General features: G+C 70.5%; 14 protein-coding genes and 2 pseudogenes. 7 read left to right on the forward strand and 9 right to left on the reverse strand.

Translation table 11 applies throughout. The features are described from left to right. Window positions 1-32: 32 nt before the first annotated feature. Window positions 33-902: a helix-turn-helix domain-containing protein gene (locus ABTX62_RS15645; RefSeq protein ID WP_352116672.1), complete on the reverse strand. Its 870-nt coding sequence runs from the start codon at window positions 900-902 to the stop codon at window positions 33-35. A 101-nt stretch (window positions 903-1,003) separates the two neighbouring features. On the opposite strand from ABTX62_RS15645, the gene ABTX62_RS15650 reads away from it, so the two are divergent. Then, window positions 1,004-1,555 (forward strand): YceI family protein, encoded by a 552-nt coding sequence (locus ABTX62_RS15650; RefSeq protein ID WP_352116673.1) that lies wholly within the window; start codon window positions 1,004-1,006, stop codon window positions 1,553-1,555. Window positions 1,556-1,631: 76 nt separating this feature from the next. On the opposite strand, the gene uvrA is transcribed toward ABTX62_RS15650, so the two are convergent. Next, the gene (gene uvrA / locus ABTX62_RS15655) at window positions 1,632-4,658 is read right to left on the reverse strand and encodes an excinuclease ABC subunit UvrA (protein WP_352116674.1); all 3,027 of its coding nucleotides are present in this window, start codon (window positions 4,656-4,658) and stop codon (window positions 1,632-1,634) included. 222 nt (window positions 4,659-4,880) lie between these two features. Here uvrA and ABTX62_RS15660 point away from each other — a divergent pair, with 222 nt between their 5' ends. Together ABTX62_RS15660 and ABTX62_RS15665 are read left to right on the forward strand one after the other, a co-directional pair. Next, window positions 4,881-5,570 carry a maleylpyruvate isomerase family mycothiol-dependent enzyme gene (locus ABTX62_RS15660; RefSeq protein ID WP_352116675.1) on the forward strand — a complete coding sequence of 230 codons (690 nt, stop codon included), beginning with the start codon at window positions 4,881-4,883 and terminating at the stop codon, window positions 5,568-5,570. A gap of 54 nt (window positions 5,571-5,624) precedes the next feature. After that, window positions 5,625-6,281, forward strand: coding sequence for an MBL fold metallo-hydrolase (locus ABTX62_RS15665; RefSeq protein WP_352116676.1), 657 nt, complete (start codon window positions 5,625-5,627; stop codon window positions 6,279-6,281). A 321-nt stretch (window positions 6,282-6,602) separates the two neighbouring features. Here the strand turns inward: ABTX62_RS15665 and aroQ are convergent, their stop codons facing one another. After that, entirely contained in the window at window positions 6,603-7,076 is a 474-nt protein-coding gene (aroQ, locus tag ABTX62_RS15670; RefSeq protein WP_352116677.1) for a type II 3-dehydroquinate dehydratase, read from the reverse strand. 330 nt (window positions 7,077-7,406) lie between these two features. Here aroQ and ABTX62_RS15675 point away from each other — a divergent pair. Further along, window positions 7,407-8,491: pseudogene (locus ABTX62_RS15675) on the forward strand (S66 family peptidase). Window positions 8,492-8,585: 94 nt separating this feature from the next. Further along, a complete protein-coding gene (locus tag ABTX62_RS15680; RefSeq protein WP_352116678.1) occupies window positions 8,586-9,860 on the forward strand; it encodes an MFS transporter in 1,275 nt (424 codons plus the stop codon). Window positions 9,861-9,976: 116 nt separating this feature from the next. Here the strand turns inward: ABTX62_RS15680 and ABTX62_RS15685 are convergent. The 6 genes and pseudogenes from ABTX62_RS15685 to ABTX62_RS15710 all read right to left on the reverse strand — a co-directional run. After that, window positions 9,977-10,131 (reverse strand): annotated as a pseudogene (locus ABTX62_RS15685) (ionic transporter y4hA); the annotation flags it as partial. 117 nt (window positions 10,132-10,248) lie between these two features. Further along, window positions 10,249-11,250 carry a TerC family protein gene (locus tag ABTX62_RS15690; protein ID WP_352116679.1) on the reverse strand — a complete coding sequence of 334 codons (1,002 nt, stop codon included), beginning with the start codon at window positions 11,248-11,250 and terminating at the stop codon, window positions 10,249-10,251. Window positions 11,251-11,472: 222 nt separating this feature from the next. Beyond that, on the reverse strand, window positions 11,473-13,491 hold the full coding sequence (locus tag ABTX62_RS15695; protein WP_352116680.1) for a TerD family protein: 2,019 nt from the start codon (window positions 13,489-13,491) through the stop codon (window positions 11,473-11,475). A gap of 76 nt (window positions 13,492-13,567) precedes the next feature. Further along, complete coding sequence (locus tag ABTX62_RS15700) at window positions 13,568-14,146, reverse strand: TerD family protein (protein ID WP_283969801.1); 579 nt, start codon at window positions 14,144-14,146, stop codon at window positions 13,568-13,570. Between the two features lie 139 nt (window positions 14,147-14,285). After that, complete coding sequence (uvrB, locus tag ABTX62_RS15705; protein ID WP_352116681.1) at window positions 14,286-16,412, reverse strand: excinuclease ABC subunit UvrB; 2,127 nt, start codon at window positions 16,410-16,412, stop codon at window positions 14,286-14,288. 40 nt (window positions 16,413-16,452) lie between these two features. Next, on the reverse strand, window positions 16,453-17,319 hold the full coding sequence (locus tag ABTX62_RS15710; RefSeq protein ID WP_352116682.1) for an MHYT domain-containing protein: 867 nt from the start codon (window positions 17,317-17,319) through the stop codon (window positions 16,453-16,455). A 286-nt stretch (window positions 17,320-17,605) separates the two neighbouring features. Between ABTX62_RS15710 and ABTX62_RS15715 the strand changes: the two genes are divergently transcribed. Next, entirely contained in the window at window positions 17,606-18,478 is an 873-nt protein-coding gene (locus tag ABTX62_RS15715; RefSeq protein ID WP_352116683.1) for a glycerophosphodiester phosphodiesterase, read from the forward strand. 50 nt (window positions 18,479-18,528) lie between these two features. After that, window positions 18,529-19,083, forward strand: coding sequence for a methylated-DNA--[protein]-cysteine S-methyltransferase (locus ABTX62_RS15720; RefSeq protein WP_352116684.1), 555 nt, complete (start codon window positions 18,529-18,531; stop codon window positions 19,081-19,083). Window positions 19,084-19,095: the final 12 nt, after the last annotated feature.

The following is a 19,095-nucleotide window of genomic DNA, read 5'->3' on the forward strand; positions in this document are numbered from 1 at the left end:
CGGCAGAAGGACTCGCGGCGGACCGAGAGGCCTCAGCCGGTCTCCCCCGTCGCGACGGCCCGCAGGGCGCCGGGGCGACGGCCGTTGAGGCGGTCCAGGGCGGCGGCCGTGGCGTCGTCCGCGGGGAGGTGGATGACGACCTGCTGCCCCTCGTCGGGAAGCGTGAGCGTCTCGACCAGCAGCCGCAGGGAACCGGCCTCGGGGTGTTCGATGTCCTGGGAACCCGTCCGCCGCGGTGTCATGGCCAGGGCGGCGAAGCGGTCGGTGAACTCCGCGCCCGCCGTCACCGTCAGCTCGTCGGCCAGCTCGGCGAGGTACGGGTCCCTCAGCGGGACGCCGTGCCGGAGCCGGGCGACGAGATCGTCGGCCACCCGGTCCCACTCGCGGTAGGCGCCGCGTGCCCGCTCGTCGGTGAACAGGTACCGGAGCAGATTGGGCCGCTCGTCGTCGAGCAGACCGAGGGGGCCCACCAGCCGCTCGTACCCGGCCGTGTGGGCGAGGACGTCGCCGATCCAGTTGACCACCAGCGCGGGAGCCGGTTCCAGGCGGTCCAGCACGGCTCGCACGGTGGGGCGTGCCGCGCGGCTGAGCGGCGGGGCCGCCGCACAGAGCAGCGGGTCGCCGCCGTCCGCCTCCTTGGTCAGGCGGCGCAGCAGCATCCGGTCGCGCAGGGAGAGGTTCAGGGCGTCGGCCAGGGCGCCGAGCACCTGGGCGGACGGGTTGCGGTCGCGGCCCTGTTCCAGCCGGGTGAGGTACTCGACGCTGACACCGGCGAGCGTGGCCAGTTCGGCGCGCCGCAGGCCCGGGGTACGGCGCCGGGGCCCCGCGGGCAGACCCGCCTCGGCCGGGGTGACGGCTTCACGCCAGGTGCGCAGGAACGTGCCCAACTCGTTGTCGCTCACCCGCCGAACGTACCGGGCGCGCGGGCGCGGAGGGTGGCCCCGTCACTACCAGGCTCCGGCCGGTCTCCCTTCCGGGCCGCGCGGACCACAGGGTGGAGGGCATGACGAATGACACCGCCACCACCGCCCTGCCGCTGGCTCCCGGTCAGTGGGCCCTCGATCCGTTCCACTCCTCCGTCAACTTCACCATCCGGCACCTGGGCATCGCCAAGGTGCGGGGGCGCTTCGAGCGGCTGGAGGCCGAGCTGTTCGTCGGGGAGCGGGTCGAGGACGTGCGGGTCTCCGCGACCGTCGACCTGGCCTCGGTCGACACCGGCAACCCCGACCGGGACGCGCACGTCCTCGCCCCCGACCTGCTCGACGTGGCGAAGCGCCCGACGATGACGTACCGCTCGACGCGGGTGTCGGGCGCGGGGGAGGAGTGGACCATGGAGGGCGAGCTGACGATCGGCGGCGTGACCCGCCCGGTGACGCTCGCCGTGGAGTTCGGTGGGCTGGTCGAGGTGCCGATGGACGGCAGCCGGCATGCCGGGTTCGAGGCGACGGGTGAGATACGGCGCAGCGAGTTCGGGCTGGACTTCGCCCCCGGTCTGCTCGGCGAAGTGGTCAAGATCCAGCTCGACATGCAGTTCGTGGAGCCGAAGGACGCCTGAAGGACCCCTGACCGCACGCGGAACGCGCCGTGCCCCACAGGACATTGCCTGTGGGGCACGGCGTTCGGCCGGGACGTCAGCCCTTGCTGGTCCGGGTCGTCTTCTTCGCTGCGGCCTGGGTGGTCTTGGCCGTCGTCTTCTTGGCGGTCGCGCCGCCGACCGTCTTGGTGGCGGTCTTGCGGGGCGAGGCCGTCTTGGCCGCGACGGTCTTGCGGGCCGTCGTCTTGCGGGGTGCCTTCACCGAGGACGCATCACTGACGCGGTCGGCGCCGAGGATCTCGCGCAGGAACTTGCCGGTGTGGCTGGCCGGGACCCCCGCCACCTGCTCGGGCGTGCCCTCGGCGACGACCAGCCCACCTCCGGCGCCGCCTTCGGGGCCCATGTCGACGATCCAGTCGGCGGTCTTGATCACGTCGAGGTTGTGCTCGATGACGATGACCGTGTTGCCCTTGTCGACCAGTCCGGACAGGACCGTCAGCAGCTTGCTGATGTCCTCGAAGTGCAGACCGGTGGTCGGCTCGTCCAGGACGTAGACCGTACGGCCGGTGGAGCGCTTCTGCAGCTCGCTGGCGAGCTTCACGCGCTGTGCCTCGCCACCGGACAGGGTGGTCGCGGCCTGGCCGAGGCGGACGTAGCCGAGACCGACGTCCTTCAGCGTGTTGAGGTGCCGGGCGATCGCGGGGACCGCCTCGAAGAACTCCGTGGCCTCCTCGATCGGCATGTTCAGGACCTCGGCGATGGACTTGCCCTTGTAGTGGACCTCCAGGGTCTCCCGGTTGTACCGGGCGCCGTGGCAGACCTCGCACGGGACGTAGACGTCCGGGAGGAAGTTCATCTCGATCTTGATGGTGCCGTCGCCCGCGCAGTTCTCGCAGCGGCCGCCCTTGACGTTGAAGGAGAAGCGGCCGGGCAGGTAGCCGCGGACCTTCGCCTCGGTGGTCTCGGCGAACAGCTTGCGGATGTGATCGAAGACGCCGGTGTACGTGGCCGGGTTGGAGCGCGGGGTGCGGCCGATGGGCGACTGGTCCACGTGCACGACCTTGTCGACGAGGTCGTCGCCGTCCACGCGCGTGTGCCGCCCGGGCACGCTCCGGGCGCCGTTCAGCTCGCGGGCCAGGTGGGTGTACAGGATGTCGTTGACCAGCGTCGACTTGCCGGAGCCGGAGACACCGGTGACGGCGGTGAAGACGCCCAGAGGGAACGAGACGTCGATGTCCTGGAGGTTGTTCTCCCGGGCACCGTGCACCGTGAGCTGCCGGGACGGGTCCAGCGGGCGCCGGATGTCGGGCAGCGGGATGGCCTTCCTGCCGGACAGGTACTGCCCGGTCCGCGACTCGTCGTTGGCCAGCAGCTCCTTCAGGGAGCCGCTGTGCACGACCCTGCCGCCGTGCTCACCGGCGCCGGGGCCGATGTCGACGACCCAGTCGGCCATCTTGATCGTGTCCTCGTCGTGCTCGACGACGATGAGCGTGTTGCCCATGTCGCGCAGCCGGACCAGGGTCTCGATCAGCCGGTGGTTGTCGCGCTGGTGCAGGCCGATGGACGGCTCGTCCAGCACGTACAGCACGCCGACCAGGCCGGAGCCGATCTGGGTGGCCAGGCGGATGCGCTGGGCCTCGCCGCCGGACAGGGTGCCGGCCGCGCGGTTCAGCGAGAGGTAGTCCAGGCCGACGTCGACGAGGAAGCGCAGCCGCTCGTTGACCTCCTTCAGCACGCGCTCGGCGATCTTCTTGTCGCGGGCGGTGAGCCTCAGCTCGCCCAGGAAGTCCGCGCAGTCGCTGATCGACATCGCGGAGACCTCGGCGATGGACCTGTCCATGATCGTGACCGCGAGGACGATCGGCTTCAGGCGCGTGCCCTCACAGGTCGGGCAGGGCACCTCGCGCATGTAGCCCTCGAAGCGCTCGCGGCTGGAGTCGCTCTCCGCCTCGCTGTGTCGGCGCTTGACGAACGGGACGGCGCCCTCGAAGGCCGTGGTGTACCGGCGCTCACGGCCGTAGCGGTTGCGGTAGCGGACCTCGACCTGGGTCTTGTGGCCGTGGAGCAGGGCCTTCCTGGCGCGCTGCGGCAGTCCCGCGAAGGGGATGTCGGTGCGGAAGCCCAGCGCGTCGGCGAGGGCGCCGATCAGGCGGCCGAAGTAGTCCTTGGTGTGGCCGTGGGACCAGGGGTGGATGGCGCCCTCGTCCAGGCTCTTGTCCGGGTCCGGGACGATCAGCTCCGGGTCGACCTCCATGCGCGTGCCGATGCCGGTGCAGTCGGGGCAGGCGCCGAAGGGCGAGTTGAAGGAGAAGGAGCGGGGCTCCAGCTCCTCGAAGGACAGGTCGTCGTACGGGCAGTACAGGTGCTCCGAGAACATGCGCTCGCGCTCGGGGTCGTCCTCGGGGAGGTCGACGAAGTCGAGCACGACCATGCCGCCGGACAGACCGAGGGCGGTCTCGACGGAGTCGGTGAGGCGGCGCTTGGCGCCGTCCTTCACCGTGAGGCGGTCGACGACCACCTCGATGGTGTGCTTCTCCTGCTTCTTCAGCGTGGGCGGGTTCGACAGCTGGATCGTCTCGCCGTCGACCCGCGCGCGGGAGTAGCCCTTGGTCTGGAGGTCGGCGAAGAGGTCGACGAACTCGCCCTTGCGCTCGCGCACCAGCGGCGACAGCACCTGGAAGCGGCTGCCCTCGGGCAGCTCCAGGACCCGGTCGACGATGGCCTGCGGCGATTGGCGGGTGATCGGGCGGCGGCACTGCGGGCAGTGCGGCTTGCCGATGCGCGCGAAGAGCAGGCGCAGGTAGTCGTAGACCTCGGTGATGGTGCCGACCGTGGAGCGCGGGTTGCGCGAGGTCGACTTCTGGTCGATCGAGACGGCCGGGGACAGGCCCTCGATGAAGTCGACGTCCGGCTTGTCCATCTGGCCGAGGAACTGCCGGGCGTACGAGGAGAGCGACTCGACGTAGCGCCGCTGGCCCTCGGCGAAGATGGTGTCGAAGGCCAGCGAGGACTTGCCCGACCCCGACAGGCCCGTGAAGACGATGAGCGAGTCGCGCGGGAGGTCGAGCGAGACGTTCTTGAGGTTGTGCTCGCGCGCTCCACGGACGATGAGACGGTCGGCCACGCCGGTCCGCACCTTTCTTGAGAGAAGTGACAGGGGCGGGGCCCCCGTCTTTCTCAGACTAGGGGGAGCCACTGACAACGCCGGACGGATTCACGGGTTGTCAACAAACCCCGGCTCTCCAGCATGCCCGACGCCACGTCCGACCATATAGCACGTGCTTTCGATTTACGGCACTGCTTCACCACCTTCACCCGAAGGAGTGGCGGAGCTAAGGTCAGCAGCATGATTGATCACGCTCATGACCTGGCATCTGTACGTGACGCGACGGAACGGCTGCTGACCGCAGTCGGCACACTGGACGACGCGGCTGTGACCCACCCGTCACGGCTGCCCGGCTGGAGCCGCGGCCATGTCCTGGCCCATCTCGCCCGCAACGCCGACGCCCTGGTGAACGTGCTCGAAGGGCGTCCCATGTACGTCTCCGGCGCGGCCCGGGACGCCGACATCGAGCGGGACGCCCCGCGCGGTCTGGACGTCCAGCTCGCCGACCTGCGGGAGAGCTCGGCCCGCTTCCAGGAGGCCGGGGGCGCCCCCGCGGACTGGGCGCGCACGGTGGAGCTGCGCAACGGCGTCACGGACTCCGCGTCCCGGGTGCCGTTCCGGCGATGGGTCGAGGTGGAGCTGCACCACGTGGACCTGGACATCGGGTACGAGCTGGAGGATCTTCCGGCGGACTTCACCGAGCGGGAGATCGGCTTCCTCGCCGACCGGTTCGCCGGGCACCCGGACGTGCCGCCCACGCGCCTCACGGACGGCACGTGCGCGTGGAGCACGGGACGGCAGGCCGAAGGCCGTCCGGAGGTGACCGTCACGGGCTCTCCGGCGGACCTGCTGGGCTGGCTCGCCGGCCGCCGTACCGGGACCGCGCTGAAGGTTGACGGGGGTCCGCTCCCGGCGTTGCCTCCGCTGTAGGGCCGCTTCCCGGGTGCGGCACCGGGGCCGCTCCCCGGCTATAGGCTGGCGGACATGACGTACAGCGGAGAGGTGACGGTCGGCGGACCGGCCGATGTGCACGAGCTCAAGGACCTGATGATCACGAAGATCGCGGTCGGCCCGATGAACAACAACGCCTATCTGCTGCGCTGCCGGGCCACGGACGAGCAGTTGCTGATCGACGCCGCGAACGAGGCCGGGACACTGCTCGGCATGATCGGCCGTGACGGCATCGCGTCCGTCGTCACGACCCACCGGCACGGCGATCACTGGCAGGCGCTCGCCGAGGTCGTGGCGGCCACCGGCGCCCGCACGTACGCGGGCCGGGAGGACGCCGAGGGCATCCCCGTACGCACCGACGTGCTGGTCGACGACGGCGACACCATCCGGGTGGGCGGGGTGGAACTCACCGCGCGCCACCTGGTCGGGCACACGCCCGGTTCGATCGCTCTCGTCTACGACGACCCGCATGGGCACCCCCATGTGTTCACAGGGGACTGCCTCTTCCCGGGCGGTGTGGGCAACACCCACAAGGACCCCGAGGCGTTCGCCAGCCTCATCCACGATGTCGAGACCAAGATCTTCGGCGCCCTTCCGGACGAGACCTGGGTCTACCCGGGGCACGGCAACGACACGTCCCTCGGCGCGGAGCGTCCGCACCTGCCGGAGTGGCACGCGCGCGGGTGGTGAGGGACGCGCCGCAGTGGAACGCGCGGGTGGTGACGGACGCGTCGGAGTGGTGCGTGACTGCGCGGGGCGCGAACGTGCGGAGTGGTGAGCCGCGCACGCGCCCCGTGTGAATCGTTCGCACACACCGGCGCCGCACAGACGCTCCCCTCCACGTTGGTTGCGCAGTCAACTGGTATCAGCCCCGCGCAGGATGACGGCTCCTGGGCGGATGGGCCGCCGGCCTGTCGATCCCCGCCCTCGGCCGGCGGCCCCGGCACATGCCGCCGCCGTCGGTGAGCGGCGCTCGCCCTGCCCGGCGGGGCTTACATCGTCGGCTGCCGCCTACGCGTCCGCCCGCGCCGCCCCGGTCAGCGCCACGACGCGCTCCACCCCGAAGACGTACCCCTGCACGCCGCAGCCCGCGATGACCCCGTCGGCGCGCAGCGAGACGTAGGAGTGGTGCCGGAACGACTCGCGCTGGTGGATGTTGGAGATGTGGACCTCCAGCACCGGCAGGCCGTCACAGGTGTTGAGGGCGTCCAGGATGGCGACGGAGGTGTGGGAGTAGGCCCCCGGGTTGATCACGATGCCGCAGTGGTTCAGCCGCGCCTCGTGGATCCAGTCGACCAGCTCGCCCTCGTGGTTGGATTGGCGGAAGTCGACCGTACCGCCGTGCGCGGCCGCCGCCTTGGCGCACAGGGCCTCGACGTCGGCGAGGGTGTCGGAGCCGTAGATCTCCGGCTGACGCTGGCCGAGCAGGTTCAGGTTGGGGCCGTTGAGGATCATGATCGGGGCGTTGGCCAGGGTACGGGGCACGGTTCCTCCGGTCCGTTCGGGTCGCGGCCCGTGACGGACCGCTGCTCACAGCCGGTCTATCACGGTGCGCGCGGCCGATCCCCCTCCGCACTCGACGCCGGCTTCTCGCGGTGTGCCGCGGCCGGCCCCCCTCCACGCTCAACGCCGTTTATCGCGGTGCGCCGCAACCGTCCCGACTCCGCCCTCACCACCCCTTGTCGCGGTGCGCCGCAACCCTCCCCTCCCCGCCCTCACCACCCCTTGTCGCGGTGCGCCGCAACCCTCCCCTCCCCGCCCTCACCGCCGGTTTATCGCAGTGCGCCGCAGCCCGGCGGGTCGTAGTCTCCCGGCATGACGAGCCTGACCAGCCCGACTTGTCCGCCCAAGCCGTCGCCCGGCGACCGCATCGCGGTGATCTCCCCTTCCTCCGGCCTGCCGGGCCTCTTCCCGCTCCCCTACGAGCTGGGCCTCGATCGGCTGCGCAAGGAATACGGGCTGGAACCCGTCGAGTACCCGGCGACCCGCGTGATGGGTTCCACGCCCCGGGAACGGGCCGACGACATCCACGCCGCCTTCTCCGACCCCGGCATCAAGGCGGTCGTCGCGTCGATCGGCGGGGACGACCAGATCACCGTGCTGCCGTATCTGGACCGGGAGTTGATCCGGGCGAACCCGAAGCCGTTCTTCGGGATGAGCGACAACACGAACCTGCTCGCGTTCCTGCGCACCTGCGGCATCGTGGCCTTCCACGGGGGAAGCGTGATGTGTGAGCTGGGCCGCCCCGGGGCCATATGTGTGAGCTGGGCCGCCCCGGGGCCATGCACCCGCAGACCGCCGAGTCCCTGCGGGCGGCCCTGTTCACCTCCGGTCCGTACGAGTTGAAGCCCGCCGAGCGGTGGCGCGACATCGATCGGGACTGGGCCGACCCGGCGACCTTCGACGCGGAGCCGGAGACCCGGCCCGGGACCGGCTGGACCTGGGTGAACCCCGACCGGGTGATCGAGGGCCGCAGTTGGGGCGGCTGCCTGGAGATTCTCGGCTGGCTCCTGATGGCCGACCGGGAGATCGCACGCGACCTGTCCGCGTACGACGGCGACGTGCTGCTCCTGGAGACCTCCGAGGGCATGCCGAGCGCCACGGAGGTCTTCTGCACCCTGCGGAACATGGGCGAGCGCGGGCTGCTGGGGCGCTTCTCGGGCCTGCTCATGGGCCGGCCGAAGACCTGGTCCTTCGAGCAGCCCAACACCCCTGAGGAGGGCGCCCGTTACGCGGCCGACCAACGCGAGGCCGTCCTGCGCGCCATGCGGACCTACGCTCCCGGGACCACGATCGTCTTCGACGTGGACTTCGGGCACACCGATCCGCAACTGGTGATCCCGTACGGCGGAATCGTGCGCGTGGACGGCCCCGCCCGGCGCATCACGGTCACGTACTGAGGGCCCCCGAGCCCTCCACGCGCCCCCGTAACCGTCGGTCACGGTGGGTAGTTGACGCGGCATGCACGACGTACGCACCGTAAGGGTCCCCTCCATGCCGCGTCTCGCGGCCGCCTCCCTCGCCGGCACCGCCATCGAGTTCTACGACTTCTTCGTCTACGGCACCGCGGCGGCTCTGATCCTGGGGCCGTTGTTCTTCCCGACCTTCTCCCCGGTGGCCGGGACGCTGGCCGCCTTCGCCACCTTCGGTGTCGGCTTCGTGGCCCGGCCGCTCGGATCGGTGCTGTTCGGGCACATCGGGGACCGGCGCGGGCGGCGGCCGGTGCTCCTCGCCTCTCTGTTGCTGACCGGGGCCTCCACCGTCGCGGTCGGCTGCGTGCCGACGTACGACACGATCGGCGTGGCCGCTCCCCTGCTGCTCCTGGTGCTGCGCTTCCTCCAGGGGCTGGGGCTCGGCGGGGAATGGGGCGGGGCGGTCCTGCTGGCCGTGGAGCACGCGCCGGCCGAACGACGCGTGCTGTGGTCGAGCTTCCCGCAGGTCGGGCCCGCGCTGGGGTTCCTTCTCGCCAACGGTGTGGTGCTCGGGCTGTCCGCGACGCTGACCGAGGCGCAGTTCGCCACGTGGGGGTGGCGGGTGCCGTTCTGGGCGGCGGGGGTGCTGGCCGTGGCCGGACTGTGGCTGCGCTCGTCGCTCACCGAGAGCCCCAGCTTCCTCGCGATCGGCGACCACGCGCGCGTGCCCTTGGCCGAGGTCGTCCGCGACCACTGGCGGCTTCTCCTGCTGACCGGCGGAGGGCTCGCGATCGGCTACGCCATCTTCTACGCGGTGACGACCTGGTCCCTCGCCTACGGGACGGAGCGGCTCGGGGTGAGCCGCTCCGTCATGCTCACCTGCATCATGGGCGCGGTGCTGGTGAAGGGCGCGCTCACCCCGCTGATGGCGCTGCTCGGCGACCGCTGTGGCCGGCGGCCGCTGTGTCTGGCCGGTTGTGCGGCCGCCGCTCTGTGGATGTTCCCGATGGTCGCGTTGCTGGCCACCGGGGCGCCGCTGCCGATGTTCCTGGGCTTCCTCGGGGCGATGCTGGCGTTCATCACGATGTTCGCCGTGATCGCCGCATATCTTCCGGAGCTGTACGAACCTCGGGTGCGCTGCACCGGCGCCGCCGTGGGCTACAACCTCGGCGGGGTCCTCGGAGGCGCGCTCACACCGATCGTGGCGACGGCCCTGGCCGAGCAGGGCGGACGGGTGCCGTGGGGCGTGGCCGCCTATCTGACGGCGATCGCGCTGTTCAGCCTCGGATGTTTCGCGTTGCTGCCGGAGACACGTCCCATGCCGGCCGGGGCGGTCGCGGGGACCGCCGCCGGATGAGACCGGGGGTGCGGCGGGTGCACCCGCCGCGGCGACGCCCGGTGACCGTGCCGCTCGCGCGACGGAGTGCGTACAGGCCGGCGTGAGCGTGTACGCGCGCCGATGCGGGTGACCGCCTACGGGTTGATCGCGAGTTCCAGGCACGCCGCGGACAGCACCAGGTGGAAGCCGCCCTGGAGCGGTGTGGCCCTGCCCGGCACCACGGCCAGCGAGGCCACCACCACGTCAGGGCGGGCAGCACCGTGTGCGTGGCGCCGAGGCCGAGGACGATTCATGGCGCCCCCGGGCCGGGGGACGCGCTCAGGTGACAAAGCAAGCACCGGGACCGATGTCGGCACAGCGCCGACCACCGGTCCCGGTGTTGGTCGTTCCTGCGTCCGACGCGCGGTCAGACGTCGATGGTGTCCTTCGGAGCTTCTCCGCTCTCGTCCTGCGCCGCCTCGGCCGCCGCCTGCTTCTTGGAAGCGCGCAGGCTGGTGATCGTGGTGACGATCAGGACGCCGCAGATCACGCCGAGAGAGACCGGAATGCTGATCTCGGGGACGTGGACGCCCGACTCGTGCAGTGCGTGCAGCACCAGCTTCACGCCGATGAAGCCGAGGATGATCGACAGGCCGTAGCTGAGGTGGACCAGCTTCCTCAGCAGGCCCCCGATGAGGAAGTACAGCTGGCGCAGACCCATCAAGGCGAACGCGTTGGCCGTGAAGACGATGTAGGGGTCCTGGGTCAGGCCGAAGATCGCGGGGATGGAGTCGAGCGCGAAGAGCACATCGGTGGTGCCGATGGCCAGCATCACGACCAGCATCGGGGTCATGACCCGCTTGCCGTTCTCCTGGATCCACAACTTGGTGCCGTGGTAGCGGTCGGCCACACCGAAGCGGCGCTCGGCGGCCTTGAGCAGCTTGTTCTCCTCCCAGTCCTCGTCCTGCTCGTCGGCCCGGGCCTCCTGGATGAGCTTCCAGGCGGTCCAGATGAGGAAGGCGCCGAAGAGGTAGAAGACCCAGGAGAAGCTGGCGAGGATCGCCGCACCGGCGGCGATGAAGATCGCCCTGAGGACCAGGGCGATGAGGACACCGATCAGCAGCACCCGCTGCTGGTACTGCGACGGCACCGCGAACTTCGCCATGATCAGGACGAAGACGAAGAGGTTGTCGACGCTGAGCGACTTCTCGGTGATGAAGCCGGCGAAGAACTCACCGGCGGGCTGACCGCCGGCGAACAGGAGCAGACCGAACCCGAAGAGGGCGGCCAGCACGATCCAGACGACCGTCCAGATCCCGGCTTCCTTGATCGACACGTCGTGCGGCTTGCGGCCGATGAAGAAGTCGACGGCGATGAGGGCGGCAAGGCCCACGATCGTCAGGACCCATAGGGTCGCGGAAACATCCACTGCGCCTCCGGCAGTCGTAACGGCAAGTGTCAGCGTCGTCGCTGCCGGAGGTCTCTTCCACCCAAGGATGGGCCGACGCCCCGGGATCTGGCCTGATCCGTATTGACGGGTACGCCGCAGCAGACAGGGAGTACTCCCCTCCGTGCCACCAACAGTACCCAATCACCAAGAACAGGTAAAGCACTTGGCAAAAGAAAGGCCAAATCCCCTGGTCACTGCCCTTTACGTGAACTTGGCACGAGCGGCGGCGACCTGGGCGAGCACCTGCTGGAGGACTTGGCTGCCGGGCGGCACCAGAGTCGGCTCGTACGTCCAGGCATGGCCGACCCACGGGTCGGCGAGGTGGTCGTCGGCCACCGGTGTCAGTCGTAGCAGCGAACGCCACAGCGGATCGAGCAGGGGACCGTACCCGGAGGACTCCTCCCGGTCGGCGACCATCATCAGGTGGACGCCGAAGGCAGGGCCCTCGTCGGCGAGGTAACGCAGCTGGTTCACCGCCCGGTCGTCGAAGCCGTGCGGGAAGTCGTTGACGATCAGGAGCTGCTGGGAGGTGTCGAAGCCGGCCGGGAGGGAGTCGGCGGCGCCGCCCCGGACCGCCATCTGCACCAGGTCGACCCGCTGGGTGAGCCGACCCAGCACCTCGGCCACCCCGGCGGCCCCGCGCGCGGGCGGGGCCGCGAGCACGCCGGTCTGCACCAGGGGCGCCAGCGGCTGCCCTCCCGAGCCGGCCGGGTCGATGACATGGACGGTGAACTCACCGGCCGGATAGACGGCCAGCAGCCTGGCCGCGTGCGCGACCGCCGTCTCCATGGCGAGACGGCTCATGGCGTGGGAGTCGGTGAACGGACCGTCGGACGAACCGGCCGCTCCGCTGTCGATCCACAGGCCGCGCTCCAGCGGCAGCCGGACCAGCATCGGGATGCGGATCCGCTCCGCCTCGGGGAGACGCAGATCGCCCAGGCGCAGGGCCATGGGTATCTCCACCGGCACCCGGTAGGCGTGCCAGACGGGGTTGTCCCAGCGGGCGTACGCCGCCGGAAGGGCCGGTTCGACGACGTCGGCCTCGGCCGCGAGCTGGGCGAGGTCCCGGTCGAGGCCCTCGCGGGCCTGGTCGACGAGCTGGGCGTGCCGGGCCCGGGCCGCCTCGCGGGCGGCGTCACCCTGTCCACCGATCCGGCTGCGCGGGTCGGAGAGGACCTGCTCCAGCTCCTTGTCCATGCGGGACTCGGCGAAGTCGACGGCGCTGCGGTAGGCGGCGGTGGTACGGGCCAGGTCCTCGAACATGCCCCACACCTGGTTGTAGAGCCGCTCCTCCATGGACCAGCCGGTCGCGTCGCCCGCGACGGGCCGGGCGGGCTGTCCGGGTGCGGCCGGGAGGGCTGTCGGGGGAGGCGGGGGCGGAGCGGCGTTCTGGCGGCGCGGGTGGCTGTAGTCGATCGGGCCGCCGGCCGTGGCCGCGGACGGCTGGGTGACGGCGTTGGAGTCGGATACGCCGCCGGGGTACGACGGCTGCTGTGGGGTGGGCTGCCCCGGGCCGCCGGGCGTCTGGTCGCCGTACGGGGACGTGGGGGGCGCAGGACCGCGCTGAGGTGCCGTACCGCCCTGGTCCGGGCCGAGGGCTGGGGCCGCCGCCTGCCGCGAGCGGTCGCCGTCGGCCGTGCGGGGCGGGGGTGCCTGCACCGAACGGGCCACTCCCCGGGCCACCGCGTCGTTGATGCTGCCGGTCAGCCGGTGGGCCTGTGGCAGCCCTTGATCGGTGAGGAGTTCGGCGAGGCCGCCGGCGTAGCCCTGGCCGACGGCGCGCACCTTCCAGGCGCCCTGCCGGCGGTAGAGCTCCAGGGCGACGACGGCCGACTCGGTCTCCAGGCCGGTGACGGTGTAGCTGGCGACCTCTCCCCCGTCGAGGCCGGTGACGGCGACGAAGGGGGCCGCCACCGCGCCGAAACGGACCGGGCCCGTCCCGCCGACGGGCAGGGCGAGCAGCACACTGACACGGTGGACGGTCTCCGCCACGGCGTTCAGGTCCACCGCGAGGCGGTGGTCGGCGGCGGCCTGCCGGGAGACCTCGAGACCCGGCTGGGTGGGTGCGCCCGGGTGGGCCACCCACTCCACGCCGTGGATCCGGCCGTTCTCGTCACCGAGCGCGGCCACGGCCACGATCGGCGTACCGGCCGAGATCCGGATCTCGAGACGGGCCTGGGAGAGCGGATGGTTCTGCCCTCGCACCAGCTCGGCCGTCATCGCCCACGTCCCCCTGTGTCGTTGTGTGGTGTCGTGTGCTGCCCGCCGGGCCCGCCGGTCCCGGGCCCGGGGTGCGTCAGAGCACCGGCAGAATCGCCGGCATCAGGTCCTGGAAGGTACGGCCGTTGGCGGGGTTGCCGAGGGCCGTCATGTTCCAGCCGGGGCCCGAGCGGTGGACCTTGGCCATGATCTGAGCCGTGTACTGGCCGCCGCCCGCGAGCGTGTAGCGGGCGAGTTCCTGGCCGTTGGTCTCGTCGACGAGGCGGCAGAACGCGTTCTGCACCTCCTGGAAGGTCTGGCCCGTGAAGGAGTTCACGGTGAAGACGATCTGGTCGATGTGGACCGGGACCCGTGCGAGGTCGACGAGGATCGCCTCGTCGTCGCCGCCCTGGCCGACACCGCCGACGAGGTTGTCGCCGGTGTGACGCACCGAGCCGTCGTCGCTCACCAGGTGACGGAAGAAGACGACGTCGACCGGCTGCTTGTCCGCGAACAGGACGGCGGAGGCGTCGAGGTCGACCTCCCGTGTGCGCGAGCCGAACAGGCCGCGCCGAGGAGCCGCCTGCCAGCCGAGACCCATGCGAACCGCAGTCAGGCTGCCACCGTCGTTCTTCTGCAGACTGATGGCCTGACCCTTGGTCATGTTGACGGTCACGCGCTGATTCCCCTCTCGAACGTCCCCTGTTGCCGCGTGCTCGCGGTTGACCAGAACCCTACGCAGGGGCACTGACAGTGACGTACCCCGGTCCGCCATTTGTGTCGGTCTTGCAACACTGCGCGTATGCGGCACGCTGTCAGGCCAGGCCGGCCTCCTTCATCTGGCGCAGTTCCTTCTTCATCTCGGAGACCTCGTCGCGCAGCCGGGCCGCGATCTCGAACTGCAGCTCCGCCGCGGCGGCCCGCATCCGCGCGGTCAGCTCCTCGATCTGCCCGGCCAGTTCGGCCGCGGGGCGGTCGGTCGGCACCGTCTCCTCGGCCTTGCCCTTGCCCTGGGCCGCCTTGCCGAGGGAGGGCACGGGAGCCTTGGTGCCTCCGCCGTCCTTCTTCGCCTTGCGGTAGCCCGAGCCGAGCAGCTGCTCGGTGTCGATGTCCTCGCGGGCGATCTGGGCGACGATGTCGTTGATCTTCTTGCGCAGCGGCTGGGGGTCGATGCCCCGTTCCGTGTTGTACGCGATCTGCTTCTCGCGGCGCCGGTTGGTCTCGTCGATGGCCTTCTCCATCGCCGGGGTGATCTTGTCGGCGTACATGTGGACCTGGCCGGAGACGTTGCGCGCGGCGCGGCCGATGGTCTGGATCAGGGAGGTGCCGGAGCGCAGGAAGCCCTCCTTGTCGGCGTCCAGGATCGCCACGAGGGACACCTCGGGCAGGTCGAGTCCCTCGCGCAGGAGGTTGATGCCGACCAGCACGTCGTACTCGCCCGCGCGCAGTTCACGCAGCAGTTCGACACGGCGCAGGGTGTCGACGTCGCTGTGCAGATAGCGGACCTGGATGCCCAGTTCGAGGAAGTAGTCCGTGAGGTCCTCGGCCATCTTCTTGGTGAGCGTGGTGACCAGGACGCGCTCGTCCTTCTCGGTGCGCTGCCGGATCTCGTGCACCAGGTCGTCGATCTGGCCCTCGGTGGGCTTGACGACGACCTCCGGGTCGACGAGGCCGGTGGGGCGGATGATCTGCTCGACGAAGCCGTCCGAGCGGGACATCTCGTAGGTGCCCGGAGTGGCCGACAGGTAGACCGTCTGGCCGGTGCGCTCCTGGAACTCCTCCCACTTCAGGGGGCGGTTGTCCAGGGCGGAGGGCAGCCGGAAACCATGGTCGACGAGGGTGCGCTTGCGGGAGGCGTCGCCCTCGTACATGGCACCGATCTGCGGGACGGTGACGTGCGACTCGTCGATGACGAGCAGGAAGTCGTCCGGGAAGTAGTCCAGCAGGGTGTTGGGCGGGGAGCCTGGCGAGCGGCCGTCGAAGTGCATCGAGTAGTTCTCGACGCCGGAGCAGCTGCCGATCTGGCGCAGCATCTCGATGTCGTACGTGGTCCGCATGCGCAGGCGCTGGGCCTCCAGCAGCTTGCCCTGCTTCTCCAGTTCCGTCAGGCGCTCGCCCAGTTCCTTCTCGATGTCGTTGACGGCCCGCTCCAGGCGCTCTGGTCCTGCGACGTAGTGGGAGGCCGGGAAGACGTAGAGATGCTCGTCGTCGCTGATGATCTCGCCGGTGAGCGGGTGCAGGGTGGACAGCGCCTCGATCTCGTCGCCGAACATCTCGATGCGGACGGCCAGCTCCTCGTAGACCGGGAAGATCTCGATGGTGTCGCCGCGGACGCGGAAGGTGCCGCGGGTGAAGGCCATGTCGTTGCGCGTGTACTGGATGTCCACGAAGCGGCGCAGCAGCTGGTCGCGGTCGATCTCCTCGCCGACGCGGAGGGGGACCATCCGGTCCACGTACTCCTGCGGGGTGCCCAGGCCGTAGATGCAGGAGACCGAGGCGACCACGACGACGTCGCGGCGGGTGAGCAGCGAGTTGGTCGCGGAGTGGCGCAGGCGCTCGACCTCCTCGTTGATCGAGGAGTCCTTCTCGATGTAGGTGTCCGACTGCGGGACGTACGCCTCGGGCTGGTAGTAGTCGTAGTACGAGACGAAGTACTCGACGGCGTTGTTCGGGAGCAGCTCGCGGAACTCGTTCGCCAGCTGGGCGGCCAGGGTCTTGTTCGGCGCCATCACGAGCGTGGGGCGCTGGAGTTTTTCGATCATCCACGCGGTGGTGGCGGACTTGCCGGTGCCGGTCGCGCCGAGCAGCACGACGTCCTTCTCACCGGCCTCGATGCGCCGGGCGAGTTCGGCGATGGCCGTCGGCTGGTCGCCGTTCGGCTGGTAGGGGCTGACGACCTCGAAGGGCGCCACCGTGCGTTCGATCTTTGAAACGGGCCGCATGGCATCCACCGTACGACTCCGCACTGACAATGGGCTCTGATCAGCGGTTCTGCGGGGTGCGGGACTCTCGGTGCTCCACGGTGCGGCGGGGGCGGAGCCGCAGGCGGTGGGCGGAGTGCTGGACGTGGGTGTGGGCGGGGATGCCGGGCTTGCGCTCGACGGGGACGACGGTGGGCTTCCCCATGACCATGAGCGGGTCCAACATGACGACGACGCCGGCCAGGAGCAGGAAGGCGAGCGGGCCGACCAGCATGGGGGCGAGCAGGTTCGCGGGCGACTCGCCCGTGGCGGGTTCGGCCGTGCCGTGCAGGTGGACGGTGAGGGCGGCCATGCCGGTGTAGTGCATGCCGCTGACGGCGAGTCCCATGACGAGGCTGGCGCCCACGCTCCAGAGGAAGCCCCTGACCTGGCCGGCGGCCCACAGGGCGGCGGTGGCGGCACACATGGCGATCACGACGGAGACGGCGACCGTGACGGTGTTGTACTGCAGCCTCCCGTCCAGGCTCATGCTGGCCATGCCGAGGTAGTGCATCGACGCAATGCCCAGGCCGGTGATGGTGCCACCGGTGAACAGGGCCGTACCGCGGGCTCCCCGGTAGCCGACGATGAAGATGCCGATGCCCACCATGATGACCGCGACGGCGAGACTGGCGAAGGTCATCGCCTTGTCGTAGTGGATCGGGGTCCCTCGGATCGTGAACCCCATCATCGCGACGAAGTGCATGGTCCATATGCCGGAGCCGATGGCGGCGGAGCCGAGGGCGAGCCAGCCGGGGCGCCAGGACTGGGCGACGAGCATGGATCTCGTGGTGCATCGCAGGCCCAGTGCGCCGCCCAGACAGGCCATGAAATAGGCCACCAGGGGTGTGACCAGGCCATAGCTGAATCCGTCGACCGTGCCCTGCATGCGGCTGCCTTCCCGCCCTCGTACGTCCCGGAATTCCTGATGTGCGCCCCCTCCCAGGACCGCACGAGCGGTCAGGGTTGACGCAGAGAGTATGACCCCCACCGGAATGGTCGAACGACTTTCCGGCAAAGAAACACGGCCTTGCCGCAGTTGTGCGGTACCAGTGAGCGGAGTTGGGCCGACACCGTTCAACGTGTGGCCATCCTGTACCCCTCTCGCGTTGACCCTCTGCTGTCACAGTTGTGCTGTCCGTGATGTCACCGATCACTCGTCGCGAGGAGTACGCATGCATGCGCGCGCTGTCGCCGCCTCGACCACCGCGCTCCTGGGGACCGCCGCTCTCCTGTTCCCCGGCTCCGCCGCGCGGGCCGCGGGTGGCGGCCCGTCCCCGGTGGTCATCGCGCACCGGGGTGCTTCCGCCTACGCGCCCGAGAACACCCTGGCGTCCGTGGACAGAGCGGCGGAGCTGGGCATCCGCTGGGTGGAGAACGACGTGCAGCGGACCAGGGACGGGGAACTGGTCGTCATCCACGACGACAACCTGCGGCGCACCACCGACGCCGAGGAGGTCTTCCCCGACCGGGCCCCCTGGAAGGTGAAGGACTTCACCGCCGCCGAGATCGCCCGGCTGGACGCGGGCAGCTGGTTCTCACCCGCCTACGCGGGCGCGCGCGTGCCGACCCTGGAGCAGTTCGTGCACCGCCTGGAGCGTCATCACCAGAAGCTTCTGCTGGAGATCAAGAACCCGGAGCTGTACCCGGGCATCGAGCGGCAGACGCTGAAGGTCCTCAGCAACGAGGGCTGGCTGGACCGGTCGCATCGGGCGGGCCGGCTGATCGTGCAGAGCTTCAGCGCGGACAGCGTGCGGACGGTGCACGAGCTGAAGCCGGGAGTGAAGACGGGCCTGCTCGGGACGCCACCGGTGTCGGACCTGCTCGCCTGCGCGGAGTTCGTCGACCAGATCAACCCCTCGTACAGCTCGCTCTCCCCCGCATACGTCTCCTCGGTGCAGGCGTTCGACGGGCCGCACGGCAGGCCGATGGAGGTCTTCGCCTGGACGGTCGACGACGCGAGGACGGCCCGGCGGGTCGCCGCGTTCGGCGTCGACGGGATCATCACCAACAGGCCGGATGTGGTGCGGAAGGCCGTGGGCGGCTGATCCGGTGTTCCGTCGGGCGCGTTGTCGGTGGCGGGTCCTACGGTGGGCGCATGGACAGCGAAGGGCAGGACGAGCCGCGGGTCGTGTGGGCGGTCGTGCAGAGCGGGATCGGGCCGCTGCTGCTGGCCGCGAGCCGGGACGGCCTGGTCAACGTCGTGTTCCACGCCACGGACGCGGTGCGGGAGCGGGCCGTCGAGCGACTGGCGTCGCGGCTGGGCACCGAGCCCGTCGAGGCACCCGGCTCCCCCCTGCTCGCCGAGGCGATACGTCAGGTCGAGGCCTACTTCGCGGGGGCGCGACGCGACTTCGACCTGCCGCTGGACTGGTCGCTGATCTCCGGCTTCAACCGGGAGGTCCTGCGCGAACTGACCTCGGGCGTGCCGTACGGCACGGTCGTCGGATACGGCGATCTGGCCGCGCGGGTCGGTCAGCCGGGCGCGGCCCAGGCCGTGGGCATGGCGATGGGCGCCAATCCGCTGCCCGTGGTGGTGCCTTGTCACCGGGTGGTCGAGAGCGGCGGCGGCATCGGCGGCTTCGGGGGCGGCCTGGAGACGAAGCGGCGGCTGCTCGCCCTGGAGGGTGTCCTTCCCGAGCCGCTCTTCTGACACCCGGGCCCG

Source organism: Streptomyces sp. NPDC096046 (genome assembly GCF_040303285.1).
Classification (GTDB): domain Bacteria; phylum Actinomycetota; class Actinomycetes; order Streptomycetales; family Streptomycetaceae; genus Streptomyces.

Bases quoted from the DNA above. Each gene is read 5' to 3' on its own strand.
- ABTX62_RS15650 (WP_352116673.1), top strand. From the start codon at position 1,004: ATGACGAATGACACCGCCACCACCGCCCTGCCGCTGGCTCCCGGTCAG.
- ABTX62_RS15660 (WP_352116675.1), top strand. From the start codon at position 4,881: ATGATTGATCACGCTCATGACCTGGCATCTGTACGTGACGCGACGGAA.
- ABTX62_RS15665 (WP_352116676.1), top strand. From the start codon at position 5,625: ATGACGTACAGCGGAGAGGTGACGGTCGGCGGACCGGCCGATGTGCAC.
- ABTX62_RS15680 (WP_352116678.1), top strand. From the start codon at position 8,586: ATGCCGCGTCTCGCGGCCGCCTCCCTCGCCGGCACCGCCATCGAGTTC.
- ABTX62_RS15695 (WP_352116680.1), bottom strand. From the start codon at position 13,491: ATGACGGCCGAGCTGGTGCGAGGGCAGAACCATCCGCTCTCCCAGGCC.
- uvrB (WP_352116681.1), bottom strand. From the start codon at position 16,412: ATGCGGCCCGTTTCAAAGATCGAACGCACGGTGGCGCCCTTCGAGGTC.
- ABTX62_RS15710 (WP_352116682.1), bottom strand. From the start codon at position 17,319: ATGCAGGGCACGGTCGACGGATTCAGCTATGGCCTGGTCACACCCCTG.
- ABTX62_RS15715 (WP_352116683.1), top strand. From the start codon at position 17,606: ATGCATGCGCGCGCTGTCGCCGCCTCGACCACCGCGCTCCTGGGGACC.
- ABTX62_RS15720 (WP_352116684.1), top strand. From the start codon at position 18,529: ATGGACAGCGAAGGGCAGGACGAGCCGCGGGTCGTGTGGGCGGTCGTG.